Below are 14,077 nucleotides of genomic sequence, written 5' to 3'. Positions count from 1 at the left end.
AAAGGAAAAATCATGACCTCTGCACTACAACTGCTCCAGTCCTATCAGGACAACGTCCGCACGCCCGCAGCTGCCGCCGCACTCTTCGCTGAAGATGGCGTGCTTGAACTGCCTACCGTACATGCCCACGCCCGCGGCCCCGCAGCCGTGGAAGCGTTGCTCTCCGGCTTGCTGGCGAAAGTGCCCGACTTCCGCTTCAAAGATTTCAAGGTCTGGATTGACACCCCTGAAAGGGTCTTCGGCGAATATTCCGTTGAAGCGCTGGTGGTTGGTACTGGCAAGATGTATCAGCAAACCTATGCTGGCGTACTGATTGCGGAAGGTGGCAAGATCAAGCTGCTTCGCGAGGCGCTTGACACCGCCGCCGCCGCCCGGGCGTTCAGCAAAGATTGATGCGGGTCCGCTGCAGCGTCTCGGAGCGGCCTGAGTCCAATAACTTGGACTGGTTTATGCCGTAAGTCCAAGTTATTGTCCGCACCCCCGCCCTTAACGTGAGTCTGTCTTCTGCTGAGCCATATGCGACACGTCAGGAGTTTTGGTGGGGTTAGTTGGACTCGTCCGCGATCAATGCCTGCTTCCCCCCCCCGGAAGGATGTGTGCGTCAATCGTGGAAAGAGACAGACCGAGGTCACTACAAGGGTGCGCCGCTTCCGAATTGCGCGAACGCCTGTTCATCGGCGAACATGACGGCTACAAGCGACTAGGATCAGGAGGAGACTTGTCCTCGTGCCTCGTGCCTCATGCCTCATGCCTCATGCCTCATGCCTCATGCCTCATGCCTCATGCCTCATGCCTCATGCTGAAAGTGCGGATTGTCTCGAAGAGCAGCTGCGACATGCGTCATAAAGGCTTTGATGCGTGCCGATCCGCGCGAATCCGCGTGCGTGAGGAGCCATAGATCCACGCACGCTGCATTTGGAACTCGAGTGACTTCTTTCAGACGCGGGTCAGAGGCGCCGACGAAGCGCGGAAGTAATGCAACCCCCATACCCTCAGCGGCCAGTTTTGCAAGACCGACAAACGTATCGATACTGGCCACGATCGTCGGGGCGTCCAATTGCGACTGCAGCCAGGATCCCATGGTGGAGGCAAACAGTTCTCCACCGGGCATGATCCAGTGAAGGGCAGTCCAAGGAGACTGGCTATGTGCCTCCAAATACTCGTGGGAAGCATAGATGGCGAATCCCATTCGTGCGAGCCTCATGCCAACCCAGGCCTCGGGGGGATGGCTGCTTGGCCTTAGCGCGATATCTGCATTCCGGCCGTCGAGATCGATCAGCTTATTGGTCACAAGTACATCCACCTCAATGGCAGGGAACTGAGACCGAAATGAGGCGAGCAATGGACCCACAAGGTTATGAGCTATGGAATCGGTTGTGGTGAAACGGAGCTTGCCCGTCAGTTCGGCTACTTGACCGTCGGCAAACCTTTGGGCATCTATGATCGCTTGCTCGACGATGGGACCTACTTCGCACAGCCTCATGCAGAGGTCTGTCGGCACCAAACCTGAATGCGACCTACGGAAGAGCGGCGCGCGAAGCTGCTTTTCCAGGATCTCGACACACCTGAATACCGTCGCGTGGGAGACCCCGAGGCTTCGGCCGGCTGCTGCCGCAGACCCGGTGCGCTTCACCTCGAGCACATATTGCAGATCGTTCCAGTCCAAGCTGTCCTTTCGTGCGCAGCGGGTTATGCGGCCGGGGAGGTCAAGGCGCAAACGGCTGGACACGCTCGAGCGCCTGCGGCGTCTTCCAGCGCACCGACAGGCGTGGCCGCGCGCTCAAAGGCGGCTGCGCAGAAAGCAGCACAAGAGGCGGTCGATTCCGCCCGCACGGCGGCCGACCTGGTCAAGCTCACACTGCAACTGGCCGAAACCGCCGCCCAGGACGTGCTTTTCGGTCGGCATCAACGTGATGTGTTCGCCGTACATTGTTTAATTGCCGAGAGCGTGAATTCAACTCCGAAATTCTCAACGGACTTTGGCAGATTAAAAAGTAGGTCCGCACACAGCGCAATATTCCGACGCCCTTCGAGCATCCGCTCAGAGAACGCCCAATGCTCGGTCAACCGAGGCGCGTCCGGCGCCCCGGCCGACCAGATACAGCAGCAAGGCCGCCCATGACAAGTGCGTCGGCCACGCATCCGGGTACACAAAAACTTGAATGACCAGCGTCATCCCCATCAGGGCGAGCGCCGAGTAACGCGTGAATAGACCCAACACCAGCAATAGCGGTAACAGATGCTCGGCATAGGTCGCCAAGTGCGCCGCAATCTCTGGCGGCAAGAGCGGCAGCCTGTACTCGGTGCGAAACAACTCATAGGTGCTGTCGGTCAGCGTCAGGAAGCCCGCTACTTTGGTGCGCCCGGAATAGAAAAAAATCGCAGCAATGCCCAAACGCGTGGCCAGCGCCAGCAGATCGTGAGTCACCATGCGCGAAAGCCAAGTGGCGACCGAGTTCAAGCGAGCGCGCAGACCACCGTCGCTGGCGCTTGGGCTTGGAATGGTTTGGGAAATTTCGACATGGGTGCTCATGGTGTTCCTTTTCGTAGGGGGATGTGTCATATCGAAGTGCTAGCAAACGCGCCGGAGCGCAGCAGGATCGCAAAGGTGGTTGCTAGGTCTGCCTTCGGTTCAGCTGCCAGCGCGCAAGCTGTTGCGTCAGCGAGTGTTCCGCCGCCCGCGCAGGCATCGAGTAAAGCGCAACCGGCTTTCGTGATTTCGCTCCAGACCACCGCATCGAAAGGCCGCGTCAGCAGCGCGCCTTCACCCCGCCAGGTCAAGTCTTCGTTGATTTCGTTGTTTCTGCGATTACGCTCCCAAATGCTGTAAACCGGTTGTTCGTCGAACCAGGCCCAGCGTGCCGCCGGGTGAGGACTTAGCACCAGGGTAGCCATCTGCTCCGGCGTGTGGCTGGCGACCCATGCGGCATCAACGGCGGGACCGTCGGCTGCGGCATGGGCCTCGCGCCAGAAGGTGTCGAGCTGCGCTACGCCGGGCAGGTAGACAAGTTCGGCTGCTGGCTCAAAGCCGTGCAAGAAGTCGGAAAAACCGTTGCCGTAATACAGAAGGCGTGCGTCTTTCGGCGCTTCGGTCCCCACGTATAGCGCGGCAGCGGCACGAAACCACTCGACCCCCACCAAGCGCACAACCGCTGGAAAGTTCGCTTCCAGCGCGTCGATGCAAGCCTTCATCACCGTATTGCGGTACACCGCAAAAGCAGGTTGCGTGGCGAGCAATTGCATCCCGGTGCCGACGTCCGCGGTATGTGCGAACAAGGCCTGGGCAAAGGCCTGCTGGAATTGTCCCAGCGGCAGCGGCAGCGGCGTGCTCATGCGATGGCCTCCCGCGTGCGGCGTTCGAGCTCAAGTAAGGCCTGATCTCGCTCAGTCATCAGTTCGTCAAAAGCCGGCACGTTGCCGTCGCGTTCGATCAGCGTGGGCCGCGCGCCAGATCGCTCGACGAAACGGCGATAGAGGCGCCAGACCTCCGGCGCGACGGGCATGTCGTGCGAATCGATCAAAAGGCCTTCGCCCAGGCTGGGGTCGGTGGTATGGCCCGCAAGATGAATTTCGCTGACCAGCGCTTGCGGAAAACGGTCCAGCCAGTCCTCTGCGCAAAAGCCGAGGTTGCGCGCTGAAACATGCACGTTGTTGATATCGAGCAGCAGCGAGCACCCGGTGCGCCGGGCCAGCTCGCTCAGGAAATCGATTTCGTCCCATTCATGCCCGTCAAGATGCAGGTAATGTGAGGGATTTTCGATGGCGATCATCGTGCCCAGCGCGTCCTGAGTGCGTGCAATATTGACAGCGATGCGGTGCAGCGCCGAAGTCGTGCGCGGAAAAGGCAGCAAATCGGGAAAGTACTGGCTGTTCCATCGGGACCATGCAAGATGTTCGGAAATCAGCGACGGCTGGATGCGCCGGGCCAGCGCCGCCAGCCGTTGAAGATGAGCGGTATCCGGCTCTGCGTCCCCCGCGAGCGACAGGGACACGCCGTGCAGGGACACCGGGTGATGGGCACGGATGGCGTCCAGCCACCCCATCCGCGGGCCACCCGCCACCATGTAGTTTTCGGGGTGCACCTCGAACCACAAGCCATCGGCCCGTGTTGAAAGAGCCGGCTCGAAGTGTTCAGGCTTGAGGCTCAAGCCAGCCGTGAGGACATCTATCATGGCAGCTGAATGGACGGCTTGTGACTCGGTCAGGATTTCATCGATTGCAATGAGCCGGTTCCCTTGGGAGTCTTGATCGTGGTGCAGGTGCCGGCTGGCACGTTCTTCCACGCGTTACCCTGGTAATCGACTTTGGACGTACCGGCGCAGGTTGTGCCAGGGCCGGCGGCGCAGTCGTTTTTCCCGGCCATAGAGACGCCGTAACATTTTTCCATCTTGGCCATGTTGTCGGTCATTGGTTTGTCCTGGGCCATGGCAGAGCCGGCAGCGAGCGCGCCAAGGACGAGGGCGGAAATGACGAGAGGACGGTTAGTCATGAATGAACTCCTGAAGATGATTGAAGCGTAACCACGCCGAATGCGTAGTTACTTGGTACTTCGTGCCCCGCATCGCTGCGGTTACAGCGCAAGGCACAATCGGACAAGTTTTTTTGCACTTTTTGTAACCAGACAAGTCGAAAGACCGAATGACAAGAGGGAGCGTTAGGAGTGTTGTGGTGAGAAGCGATGCGGAACAAGTGCTGCATGACCTGTTCATGCGCGGCCTCGATGGAGATACCGCTGCCTACCGAGCCTTCCTCCAAAAGCTCAGTACCTATTTGCGCGCGTTTTTGCGTAAACGCCTCTTCGGCTGGCCCGATGAGGTGGAGGATCTTGTCCAGGAATGCCTGCTCGCCATGCACAATCAGCGCCACACCTACCAGAGCGACCAGCCGCTGACGGCCTGGGTGCATGCGATCGCGCGCTACAAAATGATCGATCTGCTACGGGCCAAATCGATCCGGGAAGATCTGCATGACCCGCTGGACGACGATTTGGCGGTGTTTGCCGAGTCGGCCACGGAAGCCGGCGACGTCAGACGCGACCTGGCTGGTCTGCTTGAAACCCTGCCGGAACGCCAGCGCTTGCCTATTGTCCACGTGAAAATAGAGGGCCTGTCGGTAGCGGAGACGGCAAGTCTGATCGGCATGTCGGAGTCGGCAGTGAAGATCGGCATTCATCGCGGCCTCAAGGCCTTAGCGGCCAGATTCAGGAGCAACACAACATGAAAACTGACGATTTTGTAGCGATGCTTGCCAATGGGGCGGCTGCCGTTCCAAAAAACGCGGCCGGCCGTCGCATCAGACTAGCGCTGTTGGTCGGTGCGCCGGTATCTTTGACGATTTTCTTCGCAGGCTATGGATTGCGCGACGACTTGAGGCAGGTCATTTCATCGCCGATGTTCTGGGTCAAGCTGTTGTTTCCGCTGTGCATTGCCGCTTCTGCCTTTGTCACGGTGCTGCGTCTGGCGCGGCCGGGCGTCGAGGTGCGGCGCGCCTGGATGGGCTTTGTGGTACCCGTACTCCTGGTCTGGACGATGGCCGCCATGGCATGGTTCGGAATGCCGGCGGAGGAGCGCATGCCGTCTCTGCTAGGGCAGTCCTGGCGCACCTGCGCGTTCAGTATCGGCCTCCTGGCCTTGCCGATTTTTGCGGCGACCTTGCTGGCGCTCAGGGATCTGGCGCCCACCCGGCAGACACTCGCCGGCGCTGCTGCCGGTGCGCTGGCCGGTGGTGTGGGGGCTGCGATCTATGCGCTGCATTGTGTGGAGCTTACCGTTCCGTTTCTTGGTGCCTGGTATGTCATCGGCATGGCAATTCCGGCGCTTGCTGGCGCAGTGTTGGGGCGTTGGTTACTGCACTGGTAGATTTAACGCTACCTGACCTGATTTCTTAGTCGCTTCTCGCGCGAAACAATCCATGGGATCACCCCTGGTTCTGGCTGCAAGCTCGCTTGGACTACACTCGCTCAAAAATCGGCTCTTTGATCTTATCGAGTTGGTTGAGTTGTGGTGGCTTTGAGGGGGCATGATCTTTTCATGACTGATGCGACATCGCTCTCACTACTGCCGAACCTCGGACCCAAGTCTGCTCAGATGCTGCAAACTGCGGGCATAAAAACGCTGGGTGACCTGCGAGCACTTGGATCTGTGGCTGCCTACGTGAAAGCCAAGCGTGCTGGCCAGCGTGTCTCTTTGAATCTTCTTTGGGCGCTGGAAGGGGCCCTCACGGGTGAGCGGTGGCAGGATGTCGCCCGCAACCACAGGACGAGCTTGCTGCTTGCCCTGGATGAATACGAGCGCGGGGAATAGAGACTGTAGGGTAGGGGAGCGCCAGACGGTCGGGCGTTCGCACCTGGGTCCGGGGGTTGCGGCGTTTCAAACACTGCGCATATTATTCAGCATGACCTACCCTGTCGAAGGCGGATGCGATTGCCGCTACATCCGGTATCGTCTGGCCACCGCGCCGATGATCGTCCATTGCTGCCATTGCCGCTGGTGCCAGCGCGAATCCGGCGCTGCGTTCGCACTTAACGCGATGTATGAGGCTGATCGCGTCGTTCACCTTGGAGGTGAGCCCGAGGTGATTGACACCCCGTCCGCGAGCGGCGCGGGCCAGAAAGTCGCCAGATGCCCAAAGTGCCGTGTAGCGGTCTGGAGCCACTATGCCGGCTCCGGTCCGGTGACGAAGTTCGTCCGAGTCGGGACACTCGACGATCCGGACATGATGCCTCCGGATGTTCACATTTTCACCGGCTCGAAGCAGCCCTGGGTGATCATTCCTTCAGAAACGCCCGACTTCGCCGAGTACTATGACCGCAAAGCGGTGTGGTCAGCCGAAGCCCTTGCACGCCGGGAAGACCTTCTGCCGCAAATCGAGGCATATCAAGCTGCACGGCGGTGAGCCTCTTGAGATCGCCGTCGGCGTGAGGACTCATCCAGGCTCTGCAGGTATTCGAGGGTCACACAAGTGTGGGGGAGTGGACAATAACTTGGACTGGTTTATGCCGTAAGTCCAAGTATTGTCCGTACCCCGGGTCAGACTTCAGCGGAATTCAACAAGTGGCGTTTGCCTCATAGTCCGCTTGCTCATGGGCCACCACGTTAGATTGAATGCAGGGTATCCTGCCGCAGGCTTGTCAAAGCTGGAGACGCGAAAGATTGCGGGAATTCTGCGGAAGTCAATTGCGGGCACCGGTCAACCTTCTCACTTTTGAGCGACAAGTTCGGACAACTCCACCACGCCGACCGGCGGACGGATCAACCAAGGCAATATGAAGACCCGTTTGGCCAGTCCGCTGGACATGCGTTCCATCTGCTTGCGCTCGCCGGCAAGTCGCACCGCCAGCAGGGGGTCCGTGGTGCCGGCCGTCAGCACGCTCTTGTTGAGCACCCACGCATAAGGCTCGATGCCGGCGCGGCGCAGGTCGTCCTGCAAGGCGGCTGCCTGCGACACCGGGGTCACCTCCGGTAATGCCACCAGAATAATTTTTGTGTATGCCGCATCCTGCAGCCTCATCAGCGGCGTGACCACGCGCGCGGTGCCTTGTCCTTCATACTCCCGCATCATCTGCCGGTGGTAGGCGCCGGTGGCGTCCATCAGCAGCAGGGAATGGCCGGTCGGAGCGGTGTCCAGCACCACAAAGGCACTGCGTCCTTCGCTTACAACGTGCGAGAAGGCGTGAAACACGGCCACTTCCTCGGTGCATGGCGACTGCAGGTCTTCCAGCAGCAGGGCCTGCTCCTGCGCATCCAGGCCGGGTGATCTGGCCGCCATGATCTTGTCGATGTAGCGCTGCGTTTCAACTTTCGGGTCTATGCGGCCCACCCGCAGGCCCGGCACTTCGCCACTGATCGTGCCCGCAAGGTGGGCCGCAGGATCGGTGGTGCTCAGGTGCACGGTTTTGCCGCGCTGGACCAGTCCAAGGGCCAGCGCTGCGGCTACTGTCGTTTTGCCGACGCCACCCTTGCCCATGACCATGATCAGCCCGTGTCCGCTCGCAACCAGTTCGTCGGCCAGGGCGTCCAGACCCGGGAAAGGGCCGATGGGCTCTGCCGCAAGCGTCTTGCCGGCCGCCATGCGACCGGTGTCTGCCGCAAGAAGCGCGCGCAGGGCCGGCAAGCCAACGGTGTCGAACACCCTCAAGGGCACTCTGTCCTGCGGCAGTGCGCGCAGGGAAGAGGGCATTTCTGCCAGGGCCTGCTGCCCGACAGCCTCGATGGCCGCCGCCACCGCATCGGCTGTATCGCTGGCGTGAAACTCGCCATTGACCACCAGCCGCTGGTTGTTCAGGCCGAGGGTGCGCAGCTCTTCCGAGGTGCGCGCAGCCTCTGCAATCGCACCCCTGTCCGGCCGGGTGACGAGAATCACGGTCGTCCTGGTCGGGTCGCCCAAAGCTTCCAGTGCCGCCTTGAATCGCTTCTCCTGCATCTTCAGGCCCGAGTGCGGGCCCAGGCAGGATGCACCGCGGTCGTTGCCTTCCAGAAATCCGCTCCACGCCTTGGGCAGGCTGAGCAGGCGCAAGGTGTGCCCGGTCGGCGCGGTGTCGAAGACGATATGGTCGAAGTGGTCCGCATCGTCGGCCAGCAGCGATGCAAACTCATCGAAAGAGGCGATCTCCGTGGTGCAGGCGCCTGACAGCTGCTCACGAACCGTCAAAAGTTCCGCTTCGCTGACTTGCTCTCCCATCTGGGCCATCACACGCTGCCGGTAGGACTCTGCGGCCATGTCCGGGTCGATGTTCAATACCGACAGGCCAGGCGCGCCGGGCACCGCTGTGGGGATGTTGCGCAGCTCGATGCCCAGCATTTCGTCGAGATTCGATGCCGCGTCGGTACTGACCAGTAAAACCTTTTGGCCGACGTCGGTCAGTGCCAGTGCCGTGGCGGTGGACAGCGAGGTCTTGCCGACCCCGCCCTTGCCGGTAAAGAAAAGATATCGTGTCGGCATCTTGAGAAAGCCCATGGCCTCGGGCTGCAGCGGCCGGTGTGCTTCTTCATGTGTGCTGATGCCGTCATTAGTGATGGTGTTGTGCGTGAGCATTTTTGACCGACCTTATATTCAGAATGCTTTAACCTTCAGCGCGCGGCGGGATCTTGTGTGCCGGCGCGGGGCAAGCCGAGTCCGACGGGCGCCGTGTTCAGCGGGATTCGCAAATAAGACACACCGTTGTCGTCCGGTGGCGGAAGCTGCCCTGCACGCACGTTCACCTGCAGTGACGGCAGGATCAGGGTCGGCGCGTCCAGCGTGGCATCCCGCGCTGCGCGCATCTCGACGAATGCGTCCTCGCTGACCCCATCGTGCACGTGGATGTTTTCCTCACGCTGTTCTCTCACGGTGGTCTCCCAGGCGGCCTCCCGCGTCGGCGGCGGATAGTCGTGACAGACGAACATCGTCGTGTCCTGCGGTAACTCCAGCAGCCGGCGGATGGAGCGGTAAAGCTGGTGCGCATCGCCGCCCGGGAAATCCGCGCGCGCCGTTCCCACGTCGGGCATGAAGAGTGTGTCGCCCACGAATACAACGTCTTCCAGGGCGTATGCCATATCGGCCGGCGTATGTCCGGGAACAAGGAGCGCGACGACTTCGATCTGTCCGATCCTGAAGCGCTCGCCATCTTTGAACAGGTGGTCGAACTGGCTGCCATCCGGCAGGAAAGTGCGTTCCAGATTGAAGAGTTTCTTGAAAACCGCTTGCACCTGCTTGATATTCTCGCCAATCGCAATTTGGCCGCCAACGCGCTTTTGCAGGTAGCAGGCGGCGGACAGGTGATCGGCGTGCGCATGGGTTTCCAGTATCCACTGCACCTTCAGGCCTGCGGTCGCAAGGTAGGCCAGTATCTGGTCCGCTCTCTGTGTATGTGTGCGGCCCGACTTGAAGTCGTAGCCAAGCACGGGATCAATCACGGCGGCGCTGCCCGTCGCCGGGTCGGACACCACATACGACACGGTCCACGTCTCCGTGTCGAAGAAGGGCTCAATACGTGCTGTACGGGTCATGGGATGTTCCTTGAAGGACTGTTTTGCGCCGGCCGCTTGCTTTCCGGCTCCGGGCCCGGATCTGCAAGACCGGAGCCGATCTTGTCCATTCTCCATAGAACGCCCAGCACGATCACAGCTGCGATGGGACCCGCCCCGGGATGAAGGATAAAGGCCACAACCGGGGCGACGAGCAACAGTTGCCTCAAACCCCAGCCATAGAGCACGCCGGCCCTGCGCACATAGGCGATGCCTGCCGGCGTCCATTGTTTCCGGGCGTCCGAACCGACGGGCATGCCGCCTATGAACCCCGCATGGTTGTAGTAACGCACGGCCATCACTGAAGAGACCAGCGAAGCGAACAGCAATGCCAGCAGGATGAGTTCCATGACCAGCCAGGGCTCGAAGGTGGCATGCCAACGGGGGTTGCCGCTCAACTTCTCGCGCAGCGCCGGTACGGCCAGCGTCAGCGTTCCCATCAATGCCAGCGCGGCCGTGGAGGCGGTCATCGACGCCGACATCAATGCGTTGCGCAGTGTCTGCACCGCCAGGATCTCCGAGCCCTTTTGCTCGGAGACAGCAGCAAACCACTGCTCGCGCAAGCTGGCATGCGCAGCCGGGGCCAGCTGCTCGGGCCTGCGAAGCTGGGCGAAGGCAAGCGTCGCCTCGTAGAAGAGCAGCGCGACACCGGTAACGCAGGCGGCCAGCCAGACGAACATCGCGTCCATGGACTCACACTGCTTTCGGATTGCGGGGATTGCCCTGCCGTTCGAACAGTTCGAACGCACCCATTCCCACCAGCATGGCCGCAACAAACACAAGCGCCTTTGCTTCGCCCATGCCAAGCGCGACGAGCGCCGGACCCGGACAGAAGCCGGCAATACCCCAGCCGATTCCGAACAGCAGGCTGCCAACGACCAGCCGGCGGTCCACCGTGCGAGAGGAAGGAAGCTTCATTTCCTGCCCCATAAGGCTCAGGGGGCGACGGCCCGCGACTCCGAACGCACTGGCTGCAATGGCGATGGCGCCTGCCATGACTAACGCCAGCGAAGGGTCCCACGGGCCCGCCAGATCCAGAAATCCAAGCACTTTGGCGGGGTTCGCCATGCCGGAGACAAGCAGACCCAAGCCGAAGACCGCGCCGGCGAGCAGGGAAAGAAAGTTATACATATTGGCTCACCCTACAAGAAAACATGACGCACGAGGAAAACCGTGGCGAAGCCGGCCAGCATGAAGGCGACCGTGGCAACCAGCGAACGAGGCGACAGCCGCGAGATGCCGCAAACACCGTGTCCGCTGGTGCAGCCGGAGCCGTAGCGTGTACCCAGCCCGACGATGAATCCGGCCGCCAGCAGGGACTCATAGCCGGCGTCGATCTGCAGCGGCGGCAACGAGGTGAGCAGCGCATACACCAACGGCGCGCCCACCAGCCCCGCCAGGAACGCCACGCGCCAGCCGAGGTCACTGCGCGCGGGACGGAACAAGCCTCCCAATATGCCGCTGATGCCGGCTATGCGGCCGTTGAGCAGGACAAACATGGCCGCCGCCAGGCCGATCAGGCCACCGCCTGCCAGAGCCGTCCATGGCGTGAATGCATTCCAGTCGATGTGCATGGGTAGCTCTTTCTGCCAAACTTTCGGGCGACAGGTAATTCAAGACAGGGGTCCGCAGACCGCTGTCACCATTGTCCCGCAGAGCATTCAGGGTCGAAAGCTTGCGCAGGCATCGTGGCGGGGGCCCGGCATCGTGACGCCCCGCGCCTTGGCGCGTTCGGTCATCTGCTTGAGGTGTTCGTCGCGGATCTGGCGGCACTCCTCAGCCGATTTGGCGTTCAGCATCTGTTGCCGATGGGTATCGCGCTCAGCGCGGTCCATCATCATCCAGCCGGGAGTGAAGTCGCGGCCGATACTGGGGCCCATGCCGGCGCGAGGGCCGGGCCGCCGACGCGGCCTGTGCTGCGGGCGGTGCTGCCTGCTGCGCCACAGCGGTGCCAGCGGCCAGAAAAACCAGGCCAAAGGTGAGTAGGCGGGTCGGATTCATGCAGTTTCTCCTGTGGTAAGGGGCAAACCAACAATAAACCCCCGCGAGGTTCTGCAGTTTGCGCTAGATCAAATCGCCGCTGGGTCGAACCTGACTCACTAGTGCAGTAAGCTCCTCGGACTGGACCATGGGGTTCGTCAATCCGGAAAAATTTGAGAAAAAGTTTCGCCTGTGGCGCCGCTCAAATTCGCAGCCTTCAATGTTTACGACTTTAATTGCTCGGAATATCAGAATCACACCCATGACAACTCCCAAGCTGCTGATCGAGTCCGTGGACGGCATCATGACCGTGTCCCTGAACCGCCCCGACAAGCTCAATGCCATTGACAACGAGCTTGCGCGCGCACTTCTTGCTGCTATAGAGCTGGCCTCGCGCGACGATGCCGTCCGGGTGCTCCTTCTGCGCGGCAATGGCCGGGCATTCTGTGCGGGGAGGGACGTCAGTGTGCCACCCACTGAAGAGGACCTGGTCTTGGTGCAAGCCGTGTCCAAAGCGCTGGTGTCCCTGCCCAAGCCGGTGCTTGCTTCGGTTCATGGCTGGACTGTCGGCGCCGGCTTGGAGTGGATGCTCAATGCGGACATTGTGATCGCGGGGGAAAGCACCCGCTTCAAGTTGCCGGAGTCCTCCCTCGGGGTTTTTGTGACGGGTGGATTGACCGCCACCTTATCTGCCTATGCAGGCGTTGCGCGCGCCAAGGCGCTGATGCTCCTGGGCGAAGAGTTCTCACCCACGCAGGCGATGGCTTGGGGACTTGTCTGGAAAGTGGTCTCCGACCAGGAACTCGAATCAGCTTCCCGGCAAATCGGCGCCAGGCTGGCGTCGCTACAGCCGGCGGTGGCAGCCAGCTTCAAACGGGTTGTCAACGACATCGGCCTTCGCCATTTCGATGAGGCCATCGCGCTTGAAAACGATGCGCAGCGAACCTTGGGCGGTCGTGGGGTTCAACACTAGCAGGCTGAAAAACCGTGCTCGGCGACGTCAGTTTTCGACGGATTTCAAGAACCCGCTCTACTTGCAACTTCCTTGCCCGGCCGATCGGAAACACCACACCCGGCGGACTGCCGGCGGGCTGACCTTCCATCCTTGCCGCTTCCTCTACCGGCGCTCTTTCAGCGCCGTGTGAAGGTAGTCGTAGAACATCTTTGCCGGTGCGCGCAGCGTCGTGCCACGCAAGGTGGTGAGGCCCAGTACACGCGACACCGCCGGCGCGACGAGCGCAACGCCGACGATTGACGGATGCCGTTTCGGCAAGGCCAGGCGCGGTACGGCCGCAAGCCCGAGCCCTGCTTCGACCATGCCGAGCAGCGTCGCGATGTGGCTCACTTCGAGACGGTATGAAGGGTTGATGCCCGCCTTGGCCAGCGCGTCGTCCAGCAGTTGCCGATTCCCGCTGGTACGCGATACCGCGATCAGTCGCTCGGTTTCCAGGTTCTTCCAGGACAGCGTCTTGCGCCCGGCAAGTGCATGGCGGCGTGGCATGGCCACCACGAAGGGGTCGGTGTGGATCGGCTCGAAGTCCACGCCGGGCACCTGGTTGCCCATGAAGCTGATGCCGAAGTCCGACTCGCCCGACACCACGCTGGCCATCACCGCGCCGGCGGCTTCGTCAATCACACGGACGCGGATCAGCGGGTAGCGCTCAGAGAAAGAGCTCACGACCGTGGGCAGGAAATGGATGGCCGCGGAAGGCACGCAAGCCACCGTGACCCGGCCGGTCCGGCTGCCGGCGATGTCGGTGATGCCGAGCATGGCCGACTCGAGGTCGTCCAGCGCGGCGCGTGCGCGGTCCAGAAAAACCTGACCGAGGGGCGTCAGTTCGACCTCTCGTGTGGTGCGGTTGAAAAGCCGCGCGCCCAGGATGGTCTCAAGCTTGTCGATGCGCCGGCTTAAAGCGGGTGGCGAAAGATGGATGTGGTCGGCTGCTGCGCGAAAGCTCCCGCGCTCGGCCACCGCCACGAAGGCTTCGAGCTGCTGTAAATCGAAATTGATGCGTGCCATGCACCAATACTAGCAAAAGTTGCACTTCACGGATTCACTGCATTCGCCGAAGATCCAGTAACCAGAACATCCA

19 protein-coding genes are annotated in these 14,077 nt (G+C 61.2%); 6 read left to right on the top strand and 13 right to left on the bottom strand.

What is annotated here, in order from left to right:
* The first annotated feature begins 12 nt into the window (after positions 1 to 12).
* A complete protein-coding gene (locus tag AC1DYR_RS13130; protein WP_477659515.1) occupies positions 13 to 393 on the top strand; it encodes a nuclear transport factor 2 family protein in 381 nt (126 codons plus the stop codon).
* A gap of 394 nt (positions 394 to 787) precedes the next feature.
* Here AC1DYR_RS13130 and AC1DYR_RS13125 read toward each other — a convergent pair whose 3' ends face one another.
* The 6 genes from AC1DYR_RS13125 to AC1DYR_RS13100 all read right to left on the bottom strand — a co-directional run bounded on the left by AC1DYR_RS13125 (position 788) and on the right by AC1DYR_RS13100 (position 4,489).
* Positions 788 to 1,666, bottom strand: a complete 879-nt coding sequence (locus AC1DYR_RS13125) for a LysR family transcriptional regulator (protein ID WP_477705482.1) — start codon at positions 1,664 to 1,666, stop codon at positions 788 to 790.
* Positions 1,667 to 1,780: 114 nt separating this feature from the next.
* A complete protein-coding gene (locus AC1DYR_RS13120) occupies positions 1,781 to 1,930 on the bottom strand; it encodes a hypothetical protein (RefSeq protein WP_477705481.1) in 150 nt (49 codons plus the stop codon).
* A gap of 111 nt (positions 1,931 to 2,041) precedes the next feature.
* Positions 2,042 to 2,533 carry a DoxX family protein gene (locus AC1DYR_RS13115; RefSeq protein WP_477705480.1) on the bottom strand — a complete coding sequence of 164 codons (492 nt, stop codon included), beginning with the start codon at positions 2,531 to 2,533 and terminating at the stop codon, positions 2,042 to 2,044.
* A 26-nt stretch (positions 2,534 to 2,559) separates the two neighbouring features.
* A complete protein-coding gene (locus AC1DYR_RS13110) occupies positions 2,560 to 3,333 on the bottom strand; it encodes an HvfC/BufC N-terminal domain-containing protein (protein WP_477705479.1) in 774 nt (257 codons plus the stop codon).
* Complete coding sequence (gene bufB, locus AC1DYR_RS13105) at positions 3,330 to 4,172, bottom strand: MNIO family bufferin maturase (RefSeq protein WP_477705478.1); 843 nt, start codon at positions 4,170 to 4,172, stop codon at positions 3,330 to 3,332. The genes AC1DYR_RS13110 and bufB overlap by 4 nt, the downstream gene beginning before the upstream one ends.
* 29 nt (positions 4,173 to 4,201) lie before the next feature.
* The gene (locus AC1DYR_RS13100; RefSeq protein ID WP_477705477.1) at positions 4,202 to 4,489 is read right to left on the bottom strand and encodes a BufA1 family periplasmic bufferin-type metallophore; all 288 of its coding nucleotides are present in this window, start codon (positions 4,487 to 4,489) and stop codon (positions 4,202 to 4,204) included.
* Positions 4,490 to 4,638: 149 nt separating this feature from the next.
* Between AC1DYR_RS13100 and AC1DYR_RS13095 the strand changes: the two genes are divergently transcribed.
* From AC1DYR_RS13095 to AC1DYR_RS13080, 4 genes are all read left to right on the top strand, one after another.
* Positions 4,639 to 5,220, top strand: coding sequence for a sigma-70 family RNA polymerase sigma factor (locus AC1DYR_RS13095; protein WP_477705476.1), 582 nt, complete (start codon positions 4,639 to 4,641; stop codon positions 5,218 to 5,220).
* Positions 5,217 to 5,858: a DUF1109 domain-containing protein gene (locus AC1DYR_RS13090; RefSeq protein ID WP_477705475.1), complete on the top strand. Its 642-nt coding sequence runs from the start codon at positions 5,217 to 5,219 to the stop codon at positions 5,856 to 5,858. Before AC1DYR_RS13095 ends, AC1DYR_RS13090 begins: the two co-directional genes overlap by 4 nt.
* 171 nt (positions 5,859 to 6,029) lie before the next feature.
* Positions 6,030 to 6,302, top strand: a complete 273-nt coding sequence (locus AC1DYR_RS13085; protein ID WP_477705474.1) for a TfoX/Sxy family protein — start codon at positions 6,030 to 6,032, stop codon at positions 6,300 to 6,302.
* 91 nt (positions 6,303 to 6,393) lie between these two features.
* The gene (locus AC1DYR_RS13080) at positions 6,394 to 6,894 is read left to right on the top strand and encodes a GFA family protein (protein WP_477705473.1); all 501 of its coding nucleotides are present in this window, start codon (positions 6,394 to 6,396) and stop codon (positions 6,892 to 6,894) included.
* A 303-nt stretch (positions 6,895 to 7,197) separates the two neighbouring features.
* On the opposite strand, the gene arsA is transcribed toward AC1DYR_RS13080, so the two are convergent.
* The 6 genes from arsA to AC1DYR_RS13050 all read right to left on the bottom strand — a co-directional run bounded on the left by arsA (position 7,198) and on the right by AC1DYR_RS13050 (position 11,884).
* Positions 7,198 to 8,955 (bottom strand): arsenical pump-driving ATPase, encoded by a 1,758-nt coding sequence (arsA, locus tag AC1DYR_RS13075; RefSeq protein WP_477705918.1) that lies wholly within the window; start codon positions 8,953 to 8,955, stop codon positions 7,198 to 7,200.
* 113 nt (positions 8,956 to 9,068) lie between these two features.
* Positions 9,069 to 9,986: an MBL fold metallo-hydrolase gene (locus tag AC1DYR_RS13070; RefSeq protein WP_477705472.1), complete on the bottom strand. Its 918-nt coding sequence runs from the start codon at positions 9,984 to 9,986 to the stop codon at positions 9,069 to 9,071.
* The gene (locus AC1DYR_RS13065; RefSeq protein WP_477705471.1) at positions 9,983 to 10,693 is read right to left on the bottom strand and encodes a DUF599 domain-containing protein; all 711 of its coding nucleotides are present in this window, start codon (positions 10,691 to 10,693) and stop codon (positions 9,983 to 9,985) included. The genes AC1DYR_RS13070 and AC1DYR_RS13065 overlap by 4 nt, the downstream gene beginning before the upstream one ends.
* Before the next feature lie 4 nt (positions 10,694 to 10,697).
* Positions 10,698 to 11,135, bottom strand: coding sequence for a DUF6691 family protein (locus AC1DYR_RS13060; protein ID WP_477705470.1), 438 nt, complete (start codon positions 11,133 to 11,135; stop codon positions 10,698 to 10,700).
* A gap of 11 nt (positions 11,136 to 11,146) precedes the next feature.
* Complete coding sequence (locus AC1DYR_RS13055) at positions 11,147 to 11,578, bottom strand: YeeE/YedE family protein (protein WP_477705469.1); 432 nt, start codon at positions 11,576 to 11,578, stop codon at positions 11,147 to 11,149.
* 87 nt (positions 11,579 to 11,665) lie between these two features.
* Positions 11,666 to 11,884 carry a hypothetical protein gene (locus AC1DYR_RS13050; RefSeq protein ID WP_477705468.1) on the bottom strand — a complete coding sequence of 73 codons (219 nt, stop codon included), beginning with the start codon at positions 11,882 to 11,884 and terminating at the stop codon, positions 11,666 to 11,668.
* Between the two features lie 362 nt (positions 11,885 to 12,246).
* Here AC1DYR_RS13050 and AC1DYR_RS13045 point away from each other — a divergent pair, with 362 nt between their 5' ends.
* Positions 12,247 to 12,957 carry an enoyl-CoA hydratase/isomerase family protein gene (locus tag AC1DYR_RS13045; RefSeq protein WP_477705467.1) on the top strand — a complete coding sequence of 237 codons (711 nt, stop codon included), beginning with the start codon at positions 12,247 to 12,249 and terminating at the stop codon, positions 12,955 to 12,957.
* Between the two features lie 144 nt (positions 12,958 to 13,101).
* Here the strand turns inward: AC1DYR_RS13045 and AC1DYR_RS13040 are convergent, their stop codons facing one another.
* Positions 13,102 to 14,004 (bottom strand): LysR substrate-binding domain-containing protein, encoded by a 903-nt coding sequence (locus tag AC1DYR_RS13040; RefSeq protein WP_477705466.1) that lies wholly within the window; start codon positions 14,002 to 14,004, stop codon positions 13,102 to 13,104.
* Positions 14,005 to 14,077: the final 73 nt, after the last annotated feature.

The organism is Polaromonas sp. P1_F9 (assembly GCF_056405615.1).
The sequence above is the reverse complement of the archived record's forward strand: the minus strand, read 5'-3'. Positions and strand labels throughout refer to the sequence as shown.

What these genes read in the sequence shown, in the direction of transcription:
- AC1DYR_RS13130 (WP_477659515.1), top strand. Translation starts at nt 13, where the DNA reads ATGACCTCTGCACTACAACTGCTCCAGTCCTATCAGGACAACGTCCGC.
- AC1DYR_RS13120 (WP_477705481.1), bottom strand. Translation starts at nt 1,930, where the DNA reads ATGTACGGCGAACACATCACGTTGATGCCGACCGAAAAGCACGTCCTG.
- AC1DYR_RS13115 (WP_477705480.1), bottom strand. Translation starts at nt 2,533, where the DNA reads ATGAGCACCCATGTCGAAATTTCCCAAACCATTCCAAGCCCAAGCGCC.
- AC1DYR_RS13110 (WP_477705479.1), bottom strand. Translation starts at nt 3,333, where the DNA reads ATGAGCACGCCGCTGCCGCTGCCGCTGGGACAATTCCAGCAGGCCTTT.
- bufB (WP_477705478.1), bottom strand. Translation starts at nt 4,172, where the DNA reads ATGATAGATGTCCTCACGGCTGGCTTGAGCCTCAAGCCTGAACACTTC.
- AC1DYR_RS13100 (WP_477705477.1), bottom strand. Translation starts at nt 4,489, where the DNA reads ATGACTAACCGTCCTCTCGTCATTTCCGCCCTCGTCCTTGGCGCGCTC.
- AC1DYR_RS13095 (WP_477705476.1), top strand. Translation starts at nt 4,639, where the DNA reads ATGACAAGAGGGAGCGTTAGGAGTGTTGTGGTGAGAAGCGATGCGGAA.
- AC1DYR_RS13090 (WP_477705475.1), top strand. Translation starts at nt 5,217, where the DNA reads ATGAAAACTGACGATTTTGTAGCGATGCTTGCCAATGGGGCGGCTGCC.
- AC1DYR_RS13085 (WP_477705474.1), top strand. Translation starts at nt 6,030, where the DNA reads ATGACTGATGCGACATCGCTCTCACTACTGCCGAACCTCGGACCCAAG.
- AC1DYR_RS13080 (WP_477705473.1), top strand. Translation starts at nt 6,394, where the DNA reads ATGACCTACCCTGTCGAAGGCGGATGCGATTGCCGCTACATCCGGTAT.
- arsA (WP_477705918.1), bottom strand. Translation starts at nt 8,955, where the DNA reads ATGGGCTTTCTCAAGATGCCGACACGATATCTTTTCTTTACCGGCAAG.
- AC1DYR_RS13070 (WP_477705472.1), bottom strand. Translation starts at nt 9,986, where the DNA reads ATGACCCGTACAGCACGTATTGAGCCCTTCTTCGACACGGAGACGTGG.
- AC1DYR_RS13065 (WP_477705471.1), bottom strand. Translation starts at nt 10,693, where the DNA reads ATGGACGCGATGTTCGTCTGGCTGGCCGCCTGCGTTACCGGTGTCGCG.
- AC1DYR_RS13060 (WP_477705470.1), bottom strand. Translation starts at nt 11,135, where the DNA reads ATGTATAACTTTCTTTCCCTGCTCGCCGGCGCGGTCTTCGGCTTGGGT.
- AC1DYR_RS13055 (WP_477705469.1), bottom strand. Translation starts at nt 11,578, where the DNA reads ATGCACATCGACTGGAATGCATTCACGCCATGGACGGCTCTGGCAGGC.
- AC1DYR_RS13050 (WP_477705468.1), bottom strand. Translation starts at nt 11,884, where the DNA reads ATGGGCCCCAGTATCGGCCGCGACTTCACTCCCGGCTGGATGATGATG.
- AC1DYR_RS13045 (WP_477705467.1), top strand. Translation starts at nt 12,247, where the DNA reads ATGACAACTCCCAAGCTGCTGATCGAGTCCGTGGACGGCATCATGACC.
- AC1DYR_RS13040 (WP_477705466.1), bottom strand. Translation starts at nt 14,004, where the DNA reads ATGGCACGCATCAATTTCGATTTACAGCAGCTCGAAGCCTTCGTGGCG.